Source organism: Pedobacter agri PB92, from assembly GCF_000258495.1.
In the GTDB taxonomy this organism is placed as follows: Bacteria; Bacteroidota; Bacteroidia; order Sphingobacteriales; family Sphingobacteriaceae; genus Pedobacter; species Pedobacter agri.
Map to the genome: position 1 here is coordinate 1 of NZ_AJLG01000113.1, position 17,196 is coordinate 17,196.

The window sequence follows — 17,196 nt, forward strand, 5'->3', positions numbered from 1 at the left end:
ACGTACACACTATTGAAGTTATTTTATTATGAATCCCCGACCATTCAGTTGATCGGGGATTTTTTTTGCAGTTTAGGTTGATGAGACAGCAAACCGATAAATCACATTATTAGCCGTGTTTCTCGGCTTATACTCATTGCCGTGATTCTGAGCACAGCGAAGAGTCTCTTTCTTACTATATCTTAGTCGAAAGTTCGATTCATCAGTCATAAAAACCCCTTCAATTGTAATATTTGGCGTACAAGTTTTCAAATCAGCTAAAAATTTCCAATTTTAGAAGATTAAATCTCAACCAACAAATTAATTCATTTTAGAAAATGCAAAAGAGACTAACTATTATTCTATTTTTCGTTGTCAGCTTTGCTTATGCACAGAAAAAACCCTTGGATCATACCGTTTATGATGCCTGGGAAACTGTGGGCACAAAGCAATTATCAAATAATGGCGCCTGGGCAATGTACAGTGTGACTCAGCAAGAAGGCGATGCGCAACTCTACATCACCAACCTAAAAACCAATGCTAAGTTAAACATACCAAGAGGCATGAATTCCCAGTTTAGCAATGATTCTAAATTCGCTGTTTTTAATATTCGCCCTTTCAATAAAGATCTCCGTCAGGCAAAAATTAAAAAAAGAAAGCTGATGAAATGCCAAAAGATTCATTGGGTATAGCCAACTTAACTACAAATGCCATTACTAAGGTGGCCAGAGTAAAGTCGTTCAAATTTCCCGAAGAAGGAACAGGTTTTGTTGCCTATTTAACCGAGAAGCCTGATACCGCTAAAAAAGCGACTAAGCCAGCTGAGAAAAAAGATTCGGATATGGATTTTGCAGATGACGAGCCAGCTGGAAAAGGTAAAACTGAGGAAGGAACGGATTTAATTGTGAAAAACCTGCTTACTGGAGTTGATAAAACTTATAAATATGTTACGGATTATTCTTTCAGTAAAGATGGTAAACAGTTGGTTTTCGCTTGCAGCGGATCTAAAAAAGATAAAACAGCCCCACAAGGCGTATTTTTATTGAACACTGAAAAAGGAACGCTTAAAACTTTGATTAAAGGGAAAGGAAGTTTCAAAAATTTTGCATTTGATGAGGAGAGTGAACACCTTGCCTTTGTTGGCGAACGAGATCCGGAGAAACAGGAAATTAAAAATTATAACGTTTACTATAACTCCTTAAGCTTAGACACTGCGCAAACCATTGTTGATTATGATATGCCAGGTTTACCAGCTAAATGGTCGGTAAATGGCGATGGAAGAGTGAGTTTCAGTAAAGATGGCAAGAAATTATTTTTCGGCATCTCTCCTGTTAAAAAAGCTAAAGACACCACAATTGTTGATTTCGAAGTAGCAAAGGTTGACGTGTGGAATTACAAGGATGATTATTTGCAGCCAATGCAATTGAAAAATGCAGATCGTGATAGTAAGAAAAGTTATCTTTCAGTTATCGATGTTTTAGTAGCGATCCTAAAGTGATTCCTTTAACTGATCTAACGCTACCAGATGCTAATATGGTTGCTGAAGGAGATGCTGCTTTTGTATTGGCCTCAACAGATTACGGCCGTAGAGTAGAATCTCAATGGAGCGGTTCTACATCAAAAGATTATTATCTGGTTGATACGAAAACCGGTCAACGGAAAAAAATTATCTCAGAATTAAACGGATATGCTATGGCTTCGCCGGGTGGTAATTACGTTTTATATTTTGATAGAAAAAATGGAAACTGGTACACTTACGTGGTTGCAAGTGGCAAAACTGTTGCCTTAACCGAGAGCTTGAATGTAAAGTTTGTGGATGAAGATAATGACGTTCCTGATCTTCCGTCAGCTTACGGTGTAGCCACGTGGACAGAAGGTGACAAAGCTGTATTGCTTAATGACAGATATGATATTTGGTCTTTTTCTCCAGATGGAAAATCGCAACCAAAAAATATTACGGCCGGTTTCGGAAGGGCAAATCAAATTACTTTCCGTTATGAACGTGTAGAACAAGACAACAATCCATTTAACAGAATGGTTGATAATAAATTCGTGAAGGCAAATGAACTGGTTTGGCTTGATGGTTTCAATAATGTTACCAAAGAAAACGGTTTTTACCGCACAAATATTGGAGCAGTTAAAGCGCCTGAATTAGTGGTAATGGCAAAATATAAATATTCAAACCTGGCAAAAGCTAAAAATGCTGATGTGTTCATCTACGACAAGGCGAGCTATACAGAATCGCCGAATGTTTATGTTACCTCCGATTTCAAAACCGAAACCAAATTAACCAATACCAATCCTCAACAACGAAACTACAACTGGGGAACTGCAGAATTGGTAAAATGGACTACGCCAAAAGGCTACAAAGCTGAAGGTATTTTATACAAGCCAGAAAACTTTGATCCAAACAAAAAATATCCAATGATTGCTTATTTTTATGAGAAACTGTCTGACGGTTTATATACCTATCAGGCACCTGCACCTACCCCATCTCGTTTAAATATTTCATTTTTTGTGAGTAATGGTTATTTAGTTTTCGCACCTGACATTAGCTACGAAACTGGCCATCCAGGTCAATCAGCTGTAGAATATATCAATTCAGGAGTAGAAAGTTTAAAGAAAAACAGCTGGGTTGATGGAAGCAAAATCGGTATCCAGGGTCAAAGTTGGGGCGGTTACCAAGTGGCTTACCTGATTACTCAAAACAATATGTATGCTGCTGCATGGGCAGGTGCTCCAGTAGTAAACATGACATCGGCTTACGGTGGTATTCGCTGGGAAAGTGGAATGAACCGCCAGTTTCAGTATGAAAAAACACAAAGCAGAATCGGTGCTACTTTATGGGAAAAACCGGAATTGTATACAGAAAACTCACCATTATTTATGTTTCCTAAAGTGAATACACCGGTTGTCGTAATGGCCAACGATGCTGATGGAGCAGTGCCTTGGTATCAAGGGATTGAAATGTTTACTGGACTTCGCCGTTTGGGCAAACCAGTTTGGATGTTAAATTACAATGGAGAAGCCCACAACCTTGTTCAACGCCAAAACCGTAAAGATATCCAGATTCGTGAACAACAGTTTTTCGATTACTATTTAAAAGGTGCAAAAGCTCCGGCATGGATGACCACTGGAATTCCGGCAACTGAAAAAGGAAAAACCTGGGGTTTCGAATTAACAGACGACAAACCCTAACTAAGTAGGGAATCTCTAACCGAAAGTCCATAATTCATAGTGTTCAAACTATGGATTATGGACTTTCAAGTAAAACACCTATTTTACAACTTCAAAACAAACTAGAAAACCCTAATGGCATTAAGTAGAATTTGGTCTGGATTTATTGTTATCGCTATTCTTGTGGCAGCGGTAAAGTGTTTCTTTTTCGGACAGTCTGAAATTTTCAGTTGGATGGTAATTGGTAAAGCTGATGATCCCACAAATTTGACCAAGGTAAATGGCATCATTGAAACCTGTTGGACTTCTGTTGAACTGTGCCTGAAACTGATTGGAATTTTAGCGTTATTTATGGGTTTCATGAGTATTGCGGAAAGAGCCGGAGGCATTCGGTTACTCTCAAGAATCGTTGGTCCTTTTTTCTCGAAGCTTTTTCCAGAAATCCCAAAAGGACATCCATCAATGGGGCACATGATCATGAACTTCTCTGCCAATTTACTCGGCCTGGATAATGCCGCAACGCCTTTCGGGTTGAAAGCCATGGAAAGTTTGCAGGAATTGAATCCCAGTAAAGACACCGCGTCTAATGCCCAGATCATGTTTTTATGTCTTCACGCAGCTGGCTTAAGTCTTATTCCGGTGAGCGTAATTGCTATCCGTGCTTCACAAAATGCGTCAGATCCTACTGATGTTTTTATTCCTTGTCTGATTGTAACCTTTGTGGGTACTATGGCCGCCATGTTAATTGTGGCTTTTAAACAAAAAATCAACTTATTACAACCTGTTATTATTGGCTGGGTTTTTAGCATCTCTGCCGTAATTGCGTTGCTGGTTTTTTATGTTACTTCGTTAAATGCTGATGGAATTAAATCATTCTCAGGCTTACTAAGCAACGGTCTCATTCTATTTGTTTTCCTGGTAATTGTATTGGGTGGACTGTACAAGAAAATTGATGTTTTCGATGCCTTTATCGATGGCGCTAAAAATGGCTTTGATACTGCTGTTAAAATTATTCCTTATTTGGTAGGGATGTTGGTTGCCATCAGTATGCTCCGCACAAGCGGAACTTTCGATGTGGTAATTCTGGGCATTAAAAATATTTTTGTTTATCTGGGTGCAGATACCCGTTTTGTTGAGGCACTTCCCACAGCCTTGATCAGGCCATTGAGCGGTGGTGCAGCTCGGGGAATGATGGTTGATACCATGACCGCTTATGGCGCAGATTCGTTTCCTAGCAAGTTATCAGGTATTTTTCAGGGTGCTTCTGATACTACTTTCTACGTTATCGCCGTGTACTTCGGTTCCGTGAGCATCAAAAATACACGTTATGCGGTTGGCGCCATGTTACTAGCCGATTTAGTGGGCGTTTGTACCGCAATTAGTTTGGCTTATCTTTTCTTCGGATAAGTCTATCCATAAAAAATCCCTGCCTTAATTATTGCATTAGGCAGGGATTTTTTCTGAGCATTATTCGATGTAAGGTTAAGAGACTTGAGGACGAGGCGATATCCTATTGATAATTTCATCAATCGCATCTGGATCAATAGCAACGTTTTTTGAAGCACACCATTTCTCATTTTTATTATCTAACCAGATACAAAAAGAATGGTAGCCATCTAAAACAACAGCATAAGTTTCATGAAAGTCATCTTGAATACGCATGCAAAATCCTTTAAAAATCTTGCCTCTAACAATAAATTGCAGTGTGGAATAATTTTCTAACATGGCTCATTATATTTTTGGTTAAGTTACAACAATGTATTAATGAGAATGTTTCGCTAATTTAAAGGAATTAACAAATTATTTTAAGGCAATTAAGAATGTGTTAACCTATGTTTAACATGTTCGAATAACCTTTAGCTATTAAACGCTTTTTTGAAGGTAAATATATTTCGCATTGAAGATTTAGTATCGTCTTTCCGCGTTTAACAATTGAGGTTTCTGCTACAATTTCGTCACCTTCATTTGCTGGCGCAAAGTAATCGATATAATTATTTACTGTGGTATAACGATCATTTAAACCCATGGTAAATACCGTCGCCCCGATCAAATCATCAATTATACCAGCTGTAACACCTCCATGCAATATTTGATATGGATTAGTCATTTCTTTACGAATGGTATATTTACACACTAAAATCCCGCTTTCGGCCCTAACCAATACCGGAGCCAGCCAATTCATAAAATTTGAAGGAGATTCCGTAATGATTTTGCCTATTGATTGCCTAAGAAAATTTAATCTTTGCTCGCTTAATGTTGCTTCCATTCGATCTAAAATTATTAATCTATCTCATAAAGATAATAATTATGGAACATGGATAATGGAACAAATTTAATGCTTGATGAAATTTAAGATAAAATTCCTTTCAATCTTATTAATTCTTTTCATACAGCTCATCCATTTTTCATTTTACCTTTGCCTAAAAGGGCACTACAACTTTAAAACTCATATTTCTGCCCATATTATAAATTCCCGACCGACCATTGGGCGAAGCTTCATAGTATTCAAAGTATTTCAAACGATTAAGGTGAGATTGATAGGCCACATTAAAGATATTATCAACTTGAACGAAAAGATCCAAAATAGTTTTCCCAGACTTTGATTTTATTGGCGAACCCACTCCTGCGTTAAACAGCGTGTAGCCTTTAGTAAAAGTTTCGGTATTGTCTAAGGCATAAAATTTATTCTGATCGGCAAACAATACAGCGTCAACTTTAACATAAGGTTTGCTAAAAACGCCAATAGATTTTTGTGCCGTAGCCTTCAATTCAGATCTGATTTGCAGAGGCGGAATAAAAGGTAAGTATTTTGCTTCCCTACCATGCAACCTCAGTAATTCTTCATTTTTGTTTAATCCGACAACATAGGCAAAACTGTTATTAAAGTTTAACCATTTAGCTGAGGCCGGGTGTAAATTAACCGACAATTCGGCACCATACAAACGGGCTTTGGATTGTTGATATTGATAGGTTAAGTTGCCAGGCACCACTACTACCGGCGTTCCATTTTCGTCGGTTAACCGAGATTGATAAATATAGTTTTGAATGTTATTGTTAAAAATTTCAAGACTGATGTCTGCATCTTGCAGGTAGGCAATTACACCAATATCTTGCTGCAGATTAAACTCAGGCTTAAAAGTTCTGTTTCCTAAATATACAATGTGAGCACCAGGATCCAATCCGTTCGATCCAATTTCGGTAATGTTTGGTGCTCGATAACCACGTGCTATATTAGCCTTAAATAAGAATTTCTCAGAGAGATTATATGTAAGCCCAATACTACCCGAAAAACCATAATAGTTCCGATTAAATGATGGAAATTGTAAATCAGCCATTTCATCTGATACATCAGATTTGCGGCCAAAACCTGTTTGTGCATCCGTTCCGACATAGAAATTATTCCAGTTAATGTTTCTTCGATCCATTCGAACACCTCCGGAAATATCAAGCTTGCCAAAAGATTTTTTTGCGAAATAAAAAGCTCCAATATCGAAAAGATCATAATCAGGAATAGGGAAATCTGTGGCATCTTTACTTCGGTTACTTTGGTACATTCCGTTTACCCCAAGTGTACTTTCAATACCCGCAAAATCAGGAAGATTATATTTAACATCGTAGTTTAAAGTATTTAAAACTACATAAAGGCCAGCCTGTTTAGGTGCTGTGGGGTGATTGTACTCTCTGCGTACACTCTGCTGACCGCCCATTAAGATATTTAAATCACTTGATCCAAATTTGAATTGACTGGCATTGTAAAACCGGTAATGCTGTATGTGTTGATGTAAAGGATTAATCGAATAGCGTTTCAAATCCTGGTCTGAAACCAATGGCCTGTTCTTGATATCATCGCCATCATCCAAAACCTGCCTGGTAAATCTTCTGCTAAGCGAATCTCTGCTTCCATCAGGAATTTCCATCAAATTGTTGTAGTAGGTTATTGCGGTTTTCGAATATCCCCATGATTTATCTACCCTTGCGCTTGCAGATACATTGTATTCTCTAAATGCAGTTCCAAATACATACCCATCAACTTTGTTATAATAGTTATGCGCTGCTTTTCCGCTTGCCCTGAAACTGTACTTCCAGTCATTTTTGATGTAGGCTAACCCTAGCGATGCGCCAACCATACCATTGTTACTTTGAAAATTTGTTGTAAAATCTCCTGTAAGTTTTCCATCTTCTTGCATTGGCGTATAAGGAATCATATTGATCACCCCAGCTAATGCATCAGAGCCGTACGTTAAACTGGCCGGACCTTTTACTACTTCTGCCCTGCTAATACCATACTCATCAACTTCAATACCGTGCTCATCACCCCATTGCTGACCTTCCTGACGTAAGCCATCATATAATGTCAAAACCCGGTTATAGCCTAAACCTCTGATAAATGGCTTCGAAACATTTGGTCCTGTAGTAACCGCAGTTACTCCTGGTACACCTTTCACAATGGCTTCAATAAGATTCGTATTCACATTTTGATCCATTGTCTTTTTGGTTAGCACAGCAATCGGCACCGGGCTTTTTCGTAATGCAGTAGCTCTATTTACTCCTGTAACAACTACTTCGTCTAAATTCGACTCCAGGCTACTAAGATCAGTTGATATCATTAACGTATCACTTTCTACCATCGTTTGTATTCGTTTCGTTTTGTAAGAAACACCAGAAAATTGCAATTCCAGGGCACCTGTTGGAAGATTTTTTAATATGTAGAATCCTTTCTGATCTGACTTAGTTATTTGATTTCTCCCGACAACTTTAATGGTGATGTTTGGGGCGGGACTCCCATTTGAGGTGATAGAGCCCTTAATAAAGCCATTTTGTGCTGAAGCAACCAAGCCAAAAATCAAAAAAGTGAACGATAAAAGTAGAAGTTTCATGGGATGCGGTATTTATCTAAATATATTTTTAGACAAATCTAAATTTATTTTTAAATATATCAAATTATAATTTTAAGCTGAGGTAATAAACCTGGCAAAGTATGAATATATCACGTAAATGCAATTTAGTTGCAAATAACTGGAAAAAGTATTCAAATGCAACAAAATTGCTTTTATATTTGCAACATAATATTTCAAAATGAAGAATTTCAAAACAATTAATCTGGACAAAATTGGGATTACGGCTTCAACAGCCTGCGCAATACATTGTGCGGCATTGCCATTTTTTTTAACCCTGCTCCCACTTTGGGGATTAGAATTTCTGGCTACTCCACTTCTAGAGATGAGTATGATTTTGTTATCGCTGATCCTCGGTGTATGGTCATTAAGTAAATCTTATCGGCAAATTCATCGCAATCCTTACCCGATTATCACTTTAGCATGCGGCTTCATGTTTATTCTGATTGGTCACTTATCAGAGATAGATTTAATTGAACCTATACTTATCCCAGTTGGCGGTTTTACAATTGCCGGAGCACACTTTCTTAATCTGAAGTTAAACAGAAGTTGCAAGCACCATCACTAACTGCGAATATTAGGTTTGTATCAAAAACATTGAAACAATTTCTCCACTACAAAAGGATTATATATTTGTACCATGCAAAAAAAAATTAAACTGCTATTTATTGTTTCGCTTTCTTTTATTTGCACCATGAATCCCGCTTGCAAACATTCGACCAACAACGCTCAAGAACTTTATCGCAATTATGCAATCAAAAATATTCAGTATATCAAAACATTAAAAAAGCTATGATTAGCATTCAGTCTTTAACACATCAATATCAGAATGGTCCGAATCTAAATTTTACCGACTGGGAAATACAGGATGAAGAGCAATGGCTATTACTCGGCGCTTCTGGAAGCGGAAAAAGTACGCTCCTGAATATTGTTTCGGGTTTGCTGAAACCCACATCAGGATCGGTAAAGCTTAATGGAACTGAGATTTATTCGTTATCATTGAAAGATATGGACCGCTTTCGCGGACAAAATATCGGAATCGTTTTTCAGAAACCTCATTTAATTAAAAGCCTGAATATTTATGATAATGTGGCCCTGGCTTCCTCATTAGCAGGTATTAAACTTGATAAAGCCCGTATATTTAGTCTGTTAGCATCATTAGGTTTAGAAAACAAGAAGCGGAATTTCCCAGATGAATTAAGTCAGGGCCAGTTACAAAGGGTTTCCATTGCCAGAGCCTTACTTAACAATCCCTCATTACTCATTGCCGATGAACCAACATCAAGCCTGGATGATGAAAATGCGGAGAATGTAATCGATATATTAACAGAACAGGCAAAAGAAAATCATGCTTCACTTGTTATTGCCACACACGACAAACGAGTTAGGAATCGAATCAGCAAGGAATATCTATTGTAATGAACATACTAAAACTAAGTACTAAAAACCTGTTAAGAAACAAACTTACCACGTTTCTTAACATCATTCTGGTAGCATTTGGTATCGCGATACTTTCGATCCTCTTTCTGGCATCCACACAAATTGGAAATAAACTAGAACAGAACGCGAAGGATATTGATTTGGTTGTCGGTGCAAAAGGAAGTCCGCTTCAATTAATTTTGAGTAGCATATATCATATTGATTTTCCAACAGGCAATATTCCCTTAAAAGATGCTACAGAGTTGATGCAGAATCCGATGGTGAAAAAGGCAGTTCCTTTAGCGCTGGGCGATAATTACCAGGGTTACCGCATAGTTGGGACTGATTCTGGCTTTGTAGGATTATATGGTTTAAAACTTTCAGCTGGAAAATTCTGGAGTAAGGATTTGGAAGCCACGATCGGCAGCACGGTTGCAGCAGAAGCAAAATTAAAAGTTGGTGATAAGTTTTTTGGTGCACATGGCTTAAGTGATGCAAGCGATGAACATAAACACCATGCATATACAGTTACCGGCATTTTGCAGATACAAGGAAATGTTACGGATAATTTGATATTAACTAACATTGGAAGTGTGTATAAAATGCATGAGCCGGATCATGATGACCATGATGTGCATCCAGAAGAAGCTGAAATTGATAATAAAGAGATTACTTCCATTCTTATTCAATACCGTTCTCCAATGTCGGTGGTGATTTTTCCCCGAATGGTGAATCAAAGTACCAACATGCAGGCCGCATCGCCAGCAATGGAAAGCGCCAGACTCTTTTCCTTAATTGGCGTGGGTATCGAAACCTTAAAATGGTTTGCCGTTTTGATTATGGCTATATCGGCAATGAGTGTATTCATCAGTCTTTATAATTCAATGAAAGAAAAGAAATACGATTTAGCCATTATGCGCTGCCTGGGCGCTTCAAAATCCAAACTGTTTTTCTTAGTGATGATCGAAGGATTGCTGATTACTGTAAGCGGTGCAATTTTGGGGCTCTTTATCGGGCATCTGGCCATACAAATTATTGGTATGTATCAGGAATCAGCTCAAGCCCGTTTAACTGGTTTATATTTTGTAAATGATGAATTTTACCTCATCATCGCCGGATTATTTATTGGAATTATCGCTTCCATTATTCCGGCGTTACAAACTTATCGCGTAGATATTGCCCGCACACTTTCAAAAGATAAATAATGAAAAAGGTAACAATCATCTTCATTCTAATCCTGACTTCGGTCTTTGTAACGCAAGCGCAAGTTAAGGTGCATAAAGATATGCGAACTGCTAACTGGAATTTAATAGGCTTGAGATACGAAAAACAGGTTGAGCCTTTGAAATGGGTAAGCATATTCCCACCAGAACTGCTGGCTTTAAATAACAAGGTTATTGAATTACCAGGCTATATTTATCCAACAAAAGTTGGTTCAAAGTTCTCTGAATTCCTGCTATCTATCGTTCCGATAGAATCTTGTCCATTTTGTGGTACCGGCGATATTCCCTCAATGGTGGAAGTAAAAATGGCTACACCATTACCGTTTACGGAAAAACCAATTAAAATAAAAGGTAAATTTGTAATTAATAATTCTGGAGATAATAGGTCAGAATTCTTTTTACTGGGTGCCACGCAAGTAAGATGAGAATACTATCAATCCTTTTGATGCTTTTTATTTACCATGGAGCAGCTGGGCAGACTAAAAAACACAATGTTAGCGATCAGATAAAATCATTAAACTGGGATGTAATCGGAACGGTTAAGTTTGAGCTCAATGAAAAGAATGAATTACTTCCTATTTACGGAGAAACTATAAATAGATTTAAGAACAAAGAATTTGATTTGAGAGGTTATTTAATTCCCATCAAAAATAGCCAGAAACAACAAAAATTCTTATTGGCAACATTACCGATAAATCAATGTTATTTTTGTGGCCAGAATGGTGTTCCTATTATGATTATGATTGAAATGGAAAATGCTATTTCATTTACGGAGAAGCCGATTAGAGTGAAAGGAATTTTAAAACTCACCAATGATAATGCTACGTATCAACCGCCGGTTTCGATTGTAAATGCAAAATTGATTATTTAAATTGAGGTATTATGAACGAAATTGAAATACAAGGATATGAAGATCTATTAGTCAGAAATGGCTTAAAGAGAACTGGCGCAAGGTTGCAGGTTTTAGATGTTTTATCTCACCGAGATTCTGCAACATCACAGCCTTATCTCGAGAATGTAATTGGAAAGGATATCGACAGGGTTACGCTTTATAGAATTTTGAAAACTTTCGAAGAAAAAGGAATTATCCATCGTGTTTTGGATAAACAAGGAACCGCAAATTATGCCATTTGTTCAAATTCTTGTACAGCGCATCATCATCATGATGAGCATGTTCATTTTAATTGCAACAACTGTTTACGCGTTTATTGCCTCGATAATGTTAAAATACCAACACTAAAAATCGAACAGGGATTTAAAATTGAAGACATGAACCTAATCGTTTCGGGTATTTGTAAGGAATGTAATGAAGCTAATTAATTAGTTTTTAAAGCTTTAAAATACGGGGCAAAAAATCAGCATAAATAATTAAAATTTATTTTTGCTTATTCGATAGAACTTCTATATTTGCAACTCGTTACAAAACGGGCCTCGGTAGCTCAGTTGGATAGAGCAACGGTTTTCTAAACCGTGGGTCAGGGGTTCGAATCCCTTCCGGGGTACATCTAAACCTTCAACTTTAAAAAAGTTGGAGGTTTTTTCTTTTGTATCATTTCCAATCTTAACACGCTTTAAATATTTTTTTTTACTAAATTTGTTAGCATTGAAAAGATCAGGAAGCGCAGATTTACCTTTACATTATGGCCAGGTGCCGCCGTGGCTGGCGCAACGCATGGCTAAACTCGGCTTAGCAGTTACAGAATCTATCTTAATGGAGTATGGCATGGCAGAAGTTGTTCGCAGATTAAGCAATCCCTTTTGGTTTCAAAGTCTTGGCGCTGTAATGGGAATGGATTGGCATTCTTCGGGCATAACAACCGCTGTAATGGGTGCATTAAAGAGAGCCATCAATCCACTTTCAAAAGAACTCGGTATTTATATTTGTGGTGGAAAAGGAAAGTTTAGCAGAGAAACCCCAAATGAATTGCTGCGAATTGGAGATCAAACAGGGTTAGATGGAACGAAACTGGTTAGGGCAAGTAAATTGAGTGCTAAAGTGGATAATACAGCCATTCAAGATGGTTTTCAATTGTATCTCCATAGTTTTATTTTAAATAGTGATGGAGATTGGGCGGTGGTTCAGCAAGGCATGAGCGATGCAAACTCAACAGCCCGACGTTATCATTGGCATTCGGAAAACCTCAAATCATTTGTAGAAGAACCACATACCGGAATTTGCGGTATCAATCAAGGAAACATCCTCAATCTCACGGCAAACGAAGCCGACCTAACCAGAAAGACAATAATGGACATGACCGAAGAATCGCCGAACCATATGATTGCAGAGGTACAAAAATTAGTGATGCCGAGACACCACGACGTGAAATCAAAAGATGTCGACCTGAAAAGATTAGGCAGTATTTTATGGCTGGCCCAGGAGAAGAAACCTGCCGATTTTGAGGAATTATTATTATTGGAGGGAATGGGCCCGAGAACCCTTCAATCGATGGCTTTGGTTAGCGAAGTGATTTATGGCACAGCTTCACGTTTTTCTGATCCTGCCCGTTATTCTTTTGCAAATGGTGGGAAAGACGGACATCCTTTCCCTGTACCCGTGAATGTTTACGATGAAACGATAAGCGTTTTGAATAAAGCAATTGAAAAGGCTAAAATCGGGAATACTGATAAAAAAGAAGCGATCAAAGCTTTACATCAGATCGCTAAAAATGCAGAAAAGGATTTTGTTCCAAATATGGATTTTGATAAAGTTATCGCAAAAGAAAAGGCTGAAAGCTGGAAATATGGTGGCAAAACGGTCTTCGGAGAAGAAAAAAGGCCATCCGGACAATTAAGTTTGTTTTGATAGGTCTTGCCAAAAATGATGAAGTAATTTCAGCATATCGTTAACTTTCCATCTTTGCGAGATCGATTTTTCAATGATTAAAGTAATCTCATTCATGATATTATTTGCTAAAATGAGATTGCCACGTTCCGATGAAAAATCGGAACTCGCAATGACGATGGGTCTGCATCATCACACAAAGTCATTTTATCGATTAAATTTAGCATTGACGAAGTTCAGGATTGAACTTAAGATAGTATTTTGAACCCATTCCGAGCGTTCTGTGTTTCCGCGGCGAAAAATTAATATAGATTATTCTGGTTACAAAAAAAGTCGTGGCAAAAAACCACGACTCTAAAATATAAAAATTAAAAACCTGGTAATTATGCATAGGCAACTGCATCACGAGATGCAAGTTTCGTAACCCCCATTAAGTATTCATCTACTTTACGGGCTGCTTCCCTACCCTCAGAAATTGCCCAAACCACTAATGATTGTCCCCGGCGAACATCACCTGCTGCAAAAATCTTTGCAATATTGGTTTGATAGGAATGTTCCGATGCTTTTACATTTCCTCGGTTATCCAATTCAACGCCTAATTTTTCAATTAATCCTTCTTTTTGTGGATGCAGGAAACCCATTGCCAGAAATACCAGTTCACATGGCAGATCTCTTTCTGTTCCGGCAACCTCTTTGAATGAAACCGGACGACCAACAGCATCAATCTCCCATTCTACATCTACAACTTTTAATGCTTTCAGATTTCCGTTTTCATCGGCTATAAAGTTTTTTGTATTAACAGACCAAGCTCTTTGTGCACCCTCTTCATGCGAAGAAGTATTTTTCAAAAGCATGGGATAATTTGGCCAAGGCATATTCGCCGTACGTGCCTGTGGCGGCATTGGCATAATTTCGAACTGGGTTATCGATTTTGCGCCTTGACGGTTTGAGGTTCCAATACAATCAGAACCTGTATCGCCACCACCTATCACAATCACATTTTTGTCCGTTGCAACTATTTCTTCAGCAACAACTTCTCTGTTCGCCACACGCTTGTTTTGCTGTTTTAAGAAGTCCATAGCAAAATGAACGCCTTTAGCTGAACGACCGTCAATCGGCAAATCGCGGGGAATGGTCGAACCTCCTGCTAAAACAACAGCATTAAAATCTCTCAACAATGTGCTAATTTCAACGTTTTCGCCAACATTAGCGTTGCATCTGAAAATGATTCCTTCTTCCTTCATTAAATCAATGCGGCGATCGACCACATTTTTCTGCAATTTAAAATCAGGAATTCCGTATCTTAATAAGCCACCTGGAGCATCATCACGTTCAAAAACGGTAACTTCATGCCCCACCTTATTTAATTGAGCAGCAGCTGCTAAACCCGCCGGACCTGAACCAATTACCGCGACTTTTTTACCGGTTCTAATTAACGGTGCCTTGGCTTTAATAAAACCTTTTTCAAAGGCAATTTCGATGATGTGTTTTTCAATTTCCTCAATGGAAACCGGAGGGCGATTGATTCCTAGTACACATGCAGATTCGCAAGGTGCAGGACAAATTCTACCGGTAAATTCCGGAAAGTTATTGGTGCTTAACAAAATGTTGGCAGCTTGCTCCCATTTTGCTTGGTAAACGGCATCGTTAAATTCTGGAATCACATTACCCAAAGGGCAACCCGATTGACAGAAAGGAACGCCGCAATCCATACATCGGGCTGCCTGATTATTTAATTCTTGAGCGGGTAATTCATTTAAAAATTCCCCGTAGTGTTTTACACGAGTTTTAGCCTCTTCTCTGGTGGGCGCAACTCTGTCGTATTCTTGAAATCCTGTTACTTTTCCCATGGCTTAGTGTGTTTTTACTTGTTGATTACGTTTTGCTAAAACTGCTTTGTATTCTTTAGGGAATACTTTCACGAAATGATTTGATTGAGTTTTCCAATCACTTAAGATAAACTCAGCAACTTTACTATCCGTCAAACGGATATGTGTTTTAAGTAAAGCTAATATTCTCTCTTCATCCTCGGCTTGTAAAGGATCAAGATCAACCATTTCCTTATTGCATTTACGGGCAAAAGTTCCGTTAGCATCATAAATCCAGGCCACACCGCCACTCATACCAGCAGCAAAATTACTTCCGGTATCACCAAGGATTAACACCTCTCCACCAGTCATATACTCACAACCGTGATCGCCTACACCTTCTACTACAGCTGTTGCGCCGGAGTTACGAACCGCAAAACGCTCGCCAGCTTTACCACGGGCATATAATTCACCAGAAGTAGCGCCATAAAGTGCAACGTTGCCAATGATGATATTTTGCTCAGGAATGAAAGTTGAATTTGAGAAGGGATAAATGGCTAAACGAGCACCTGATAAACCTTTACCCACGTAATCATTTGCTTCCCCTTCAAGAGATAATGTTACCCCACGTGTGTTGAAAGCGCCAAAACTTTGTCCTGCAGATCCTACAAACTTAAAGTTGATGGTATCTGGTGGCAAGCCCGCACCTAAATGAACTTTAGAAATTTCGTTCGATAACATTGTACCTAATGAACGATCAGTATTTTTAACGTTGAAACTTGCAAAAACAGGTTCATTATTATTTATTGCTGGCTGTGCAGCTGCAATTAACTGATGATCCAATACATGCGTTAATCCATGATCCTGTTCTTCGGTATTGAACAATGGCAAACCATTATCTTCAGCTTTGAAAAGAATTGCAGATAGATCTAAATATTTCAGTTTCCAATCTTCTTCAGGCAATTCGCGTACTTTTAAAATATCTGCCTGACCAATCATTTCATGAATGGTCCTGAAACCTAGTTCAGCCATAATTTCACGTAACTCTTCTGCTAAGAAATGGAATAAATTCACTACGTGATCCGCATCACCGCTGAACAATTTTCTCAATTCAGGATCTTGTGTAGCTACACCAACCGGGCAGGTATTCAGGTGACACTTACGCATCATGATACAACCAGCTGTAACTAACGCGGCAGTTGCCACACCCCATTCTTCAGCACCTAATAACGCTGCAATGGCAATATCTCTACCCGTTTTTAACTGTCCATCGGTTTGTAAAACGATGCGGTTACGCAGTTTATTTTTCACCAATGTTTGATGCGCCTCTGCTAAGCCTAATTCCCATGGCAAACCAGCATGTTGGATCGACGTGAGCGGCGATGCACCAGTTCCACCATCAAAGCCGGAAACCAAAATTACATCTGCATGTGCCTTCGCCACACCTGCCGCGATGGTACCCACACCAGCTTTAGAAACTAATTTTACATTAATTCTAGCCGCACGATTGGCATTTTTCAAATCATAAATCAACTGAGCCAAATCCTCAATTGAATAAATATCATGATGTGGCGGAGGTGAAATTAAACCTACTCCTGGTGTAGAGTGACGAACTTTTGCAATCCAATCATCCACTTTGTGACCAGGTAACTGTCCGCCTTCACCAGGTTTTGCACCCTGAGCCATTTTTATCTGTAGCTCATCAGCATTAGTTAAATAGTAACTGGTTACGCCAAAGCGAGCAGAGGCCACCTGTTTAATGGCCGAACGCATGCTGTCGCCATTTTCCATCTTGGTGTAGCGCATTTCATCCTCACCACCCTCGCCGGTATTACTTTTACCACCAATGCGGTTCATTGCAATAGCTAGGGTTGAGTGTGCCTCATGGGAAATGGAACCAAAAGTGTGTACGT

At 38.6% G+C, this 17,196-nt stretch carries 16 protein-coding genes and 1 tRNA gene; 12 read left to right on the plus strand and 5 right to left on the minus strand.

What is annotated here, in order from left to right:
* Window positions 1-317 precede the first annotated feature (317 nt).
* From ON09_RS26170 to ON09_RS15830, 4 genes are all read left to right on the plus strand, one after another.
* Window positions 318-671, plus strand: a complete 354-nt coding sequence (locus ON09_RS26170) for a hypothetical protein (RefSeq protein WP_238533708.1) — start codon at window positions 318-320, stop codon at window positions 669-671.
* Window positions 647-1,477, plus strand: coding sequence for a TolB-like translocation protein (locus ON09_RS26175; protein WP_238533709.1), 831 nt, complete (start codon window positions 647-649; stop codon window positions 1,475-1,477). The genes ON09_RS26170 and ON09_RS26175 overlap by 25 nt, the downstream gene beginning before the upstream one ends.
* Window positions 1,474-3,177 (plus strand): S9 family peptidase, encoded by a 1,704-nt coding sequence (locus tag ON09_RS26180; RefSeq protein ID WP_238533710.1) that lies wholly within the window; start codon window positions 1,474-1,476, stop codon window positions 3,175-3,177. The genes ON09_RS26175 and ON09_RS26180 overlap by 4 nt, the downstream gene beginning before the upstream one ends.
* Before the next feature lie 114 nt (window positions 3,178-3,291).
* Window positions 3,292-4,563, plus strand: a complete 1,272-nt coding sequence (locus tag ON09_RS15830) for a nucleoside recognition domain-containing protein (RefSeq protein ID WP_010602040.1) — start codon at window positions 3,292-3,294, stop codon at window positions 4,561-4,563.
* A 75-nt stretch (window positions 4,564-4,638) separates the two neighbouring features.
* Here the strand turns inward: ON09_RS15830 and ON09_RS15835 are convergent, their stop codons facing one another.
* From ON09_RS15835 to ON09_RS15845, 3 genes are all read right to left on the minus strand, one after another.
* Window positions 4,639-4,881 (minus strand): hypothetical protein, encoded by a 243-nt coding sequence (locus ON09_RS15835; protein ID WP_010602041.1) that lies wholly within the window; start codon window positions 4,879-4,881, stop codon window positions 4,639-4,641.
* 100 nt (window positions 4,882-4,981) lie between these two features.
* Window positions 4,982-5,422, minus strand: a complete 441-nt coding sequence (locus ON09_RS15840; RefSeq protein ID WP_010602042.1) for a PaaI family thioesterase — start codon at window positions 5,420-5,422, stop codon at window positions 4,982-4,984.
* A gap of 154 nt (window positions 5,423-5,576) precedes the next feature.
* Window positions 5,577-8,033, minus strand: coding sequence for a TonB-dependent receptor (locus ON09_RS15845; RefSeq protein WP_010602043.1), 2,457 nt, complete (start codon window positions 8,031-8,033; stop codon window positions 5,577-5,579).
* Window positions 8,034-8,232: 199 nt separating this feature from the next.
* Here ON09_RS15845 and ON09_RS15850 point away from each other — a divergent pair, with 199 nt between their 5' ends.
* The 8 genes from ON09_RS15850 to ON09_RS15885 all read left to right on the plus strand — a co-directional run bounded on the left by ON09_RS15850 (window position 8,233) and on the right by ON09_RS15885 (window position 13,496).
* Window positions 8,233-8,619 carry a MerC domain-containing protein gene (locus ON09_RS15850; RefSeq protein ID WP_010602044.1) on the plus strand — a complete coding sequence of 129 codons (387 nt, stop codon included), beginning with the start codon at window positions 8,233-8,235 and terminating at the stop codon, window positions 8,617-8,619.
* 224 nt (window positions 8,620-8,843) lie between these two features.
* Window positions 8,844-9,470 carry an ABC transporter ATP-binding protein gene (locus tag ON09_RS15855; RefSeq protein WP_010602045.1) on the plus strand — a complete coding sequence of 209 codons (627 nt, stop codon included), beginning with the start codon at window positions 8,844-8,846 and terminating at the stop codon, window positions 9,468-9,470.
* On the plus strand, window positions 9,470-10,675 hold the full coding sequence (locus ON09_RS15860; RefSeq protein WP_010602046.1) for an ABC transporter permease: 1,206 nt from the start codon (window positions 9,470-9,472) through the stop codon (window positions 10,673-10,675). Before ON09_RS15855 ends, ON09_RS15860 begins: the two co-directional genes overlap by 1 nt.
* A complete protein-coding gene (locus ON09_RS15865; protein WP_010602047.1) occupies window positions 10,675-11,118 on the plus strand; it encodes a hypothetical protein in 444 nt (147 codons plus the stop codon). The genes ON09_RS15860 and ON09_RS15865 overlap by 1 nt, the downstream gene beginning before the upstream one ends.
* On the plus strand, window positions 11,115-11,564 hold the full coding sequence (locus ON09_RS15870; RefSeq protein ID WP_029204385.1) for a hypothetical protein: 450 nt from the start codon (window positions 11,115-11,117) through the stop codon (window positions 11,562-11,564). The genes ON09_RS15865 and ON09_RS15870 overlap by 4 nt, the downstream gene beginning before the upstream one ends.
* 11 nt (window positions 11,565-11,575) lie before the next feature.
* On the plus strand, window positions 11,576-12,013 hold the full coding sequence (locus ON09_RS15875) for a Fur family transcriptional regulator (RefSeq protein ID WP_010602049.1): 438 nt from the start codon (window positions 11,576-11,578) through the stop codon (window positions 12,011-12,013).
* A gap of 108 nt (window positions 12,014-12,121) precedes the next feature.
* Window positions 12,122-12,195 (plus strand) — tRNA-Arg (locus tag ON09_RS15880).
* A 101-nt stretch (window positions 12,196-12,296) separates the two neighbouring features.
* On the plus strand, window positions 12,297-13,496 hold the full coding sequence (locus ON09_RS15885) for a DUF763 domain-containing protein (protein ID WP_029204386.1): 1,200 nt from the start codon (window positions 12,297-12,299) through the stop codon (window positions 13,494-13,496).
* 362 nt (window positions 13,497-13,858) lie between these two features.
* On the opposite strand, the gene ON09_RS15890 is transcribed toward ON09_RS15885, so the two are convergent.
* Both ON09_RS15890 and ON09_RS15895 read right to left on the minus strand, forming a co-directional pair.
* Entirely contained in the window at window positions 13,859-15,325 is a 1,467-nt protein-coding gene (locus ON09_RS15890) for a glutamate synthase subunit beta (RefSeq protein ID WP_010602051.1), read from the minus strand.
* Window positions 15,326-15,328: 3 nt separating this feature from the next.
* A partial coding sequence (locus ON09_RS15895; RefSeq protein WP_010602052.1) for a glutamate synthase-related protein occupies window positions 15,329-17,196 on the minus strand: 1,868 nt, incomplete at its 5' end.

Excerpts from the sequence above, each read along its gene's own strand:
- ON09_RS15860 (WP_010602046.1), top strand. The coding sequence starts at position 9,470 with ATGAACATACTAAAACTAAGTACTAAAAACCTGTTAAGAAACAAACTT.
- ON09_RS15890 (WP_010602051.1), bottom strand. The coding sequence starts at position 15,325 with ATGGGAAAAGTAACAGGATTTCAAGAATACGACAGAGTTGCGCCCACC.
- ON09_RS15865 (WP_010602047.1), top strand. The coding sequence starts at position 10,675 with ATGAAAAAGGTAACAATCATCTTCATTCTAATCCTGACTTCGGTCTTT.
- ON09_RS15875 (WP_010602049.1), top strand. The coding sequence starts at position 11,576 with ATGAACGAAATTGAAATACAAGGATATGAAGATCTATTAGTCAGAAAT.
- ON09_RS15855 (WP_010602045.1), top strand. The coding sequence starts at position 8,844 with ATGATTAGCATTCAGTCTTTAACACATCAATATCAGAATGGTCCGAAT.
- ON09_RS15850 (WP_010602044.1), top strand. The coding sequence starts at position 8,233 with ATGAAGAATTTCAAAACAATTAATCTGGACAAAATTGGGATTACGGCT.
- ON09_RS15830 (WP_010602040.1), top strand. The coding sequence starts at position 3,292 with ATGGCATTAAGTAGAATTTGGTCTGGATTTATTGTTATCGCTATTCTT.
- ON09_RS15870 (WP_029204385.1), top strand. The coding sequence starts at position 11,115 with ATGAGAATACTATCAATCCTTTTGATGCTTTTTATTTACCATGGAGCA.
- ON09_RS26170 (WP_238533708.1), top strand. The coding sequence starts at position 318 with ATGCAAAAGAGACTAACTATTATTCTATTTTTCGTTGTCAGCTTTGCT.
- ON09_RS15835 (WP_010602041.1), bottom strand. The coding sequence starts at position 4,881 with ATGTTAGAAAATTATTCCACACTGCAATTTATTGTTAGAGGCAAGATT.
- ON09_RS15845 (WP_010602043.1), bottom strand. The coding sequence starts at position 8,033 with ATGAAACTTCTACTTTTATCGTTCACTTTTTTGATTTTTGGCTTGGTT.
- ON09_RS15840 (WP_010602042.1), bottom strand. The coding sequence starts at position 5,422 with ATGGAAGCAACATTAAGCGAGCAAAGATTAAATTTTCTTAGGCAATCA.
- ON09_RS26175 (WP_238533709.1), top strand. The coding sequence starts at position 647 with ATGCCAAAAGATTCATTGGGTATAGCCAACTTAACTACAAATGCCATT.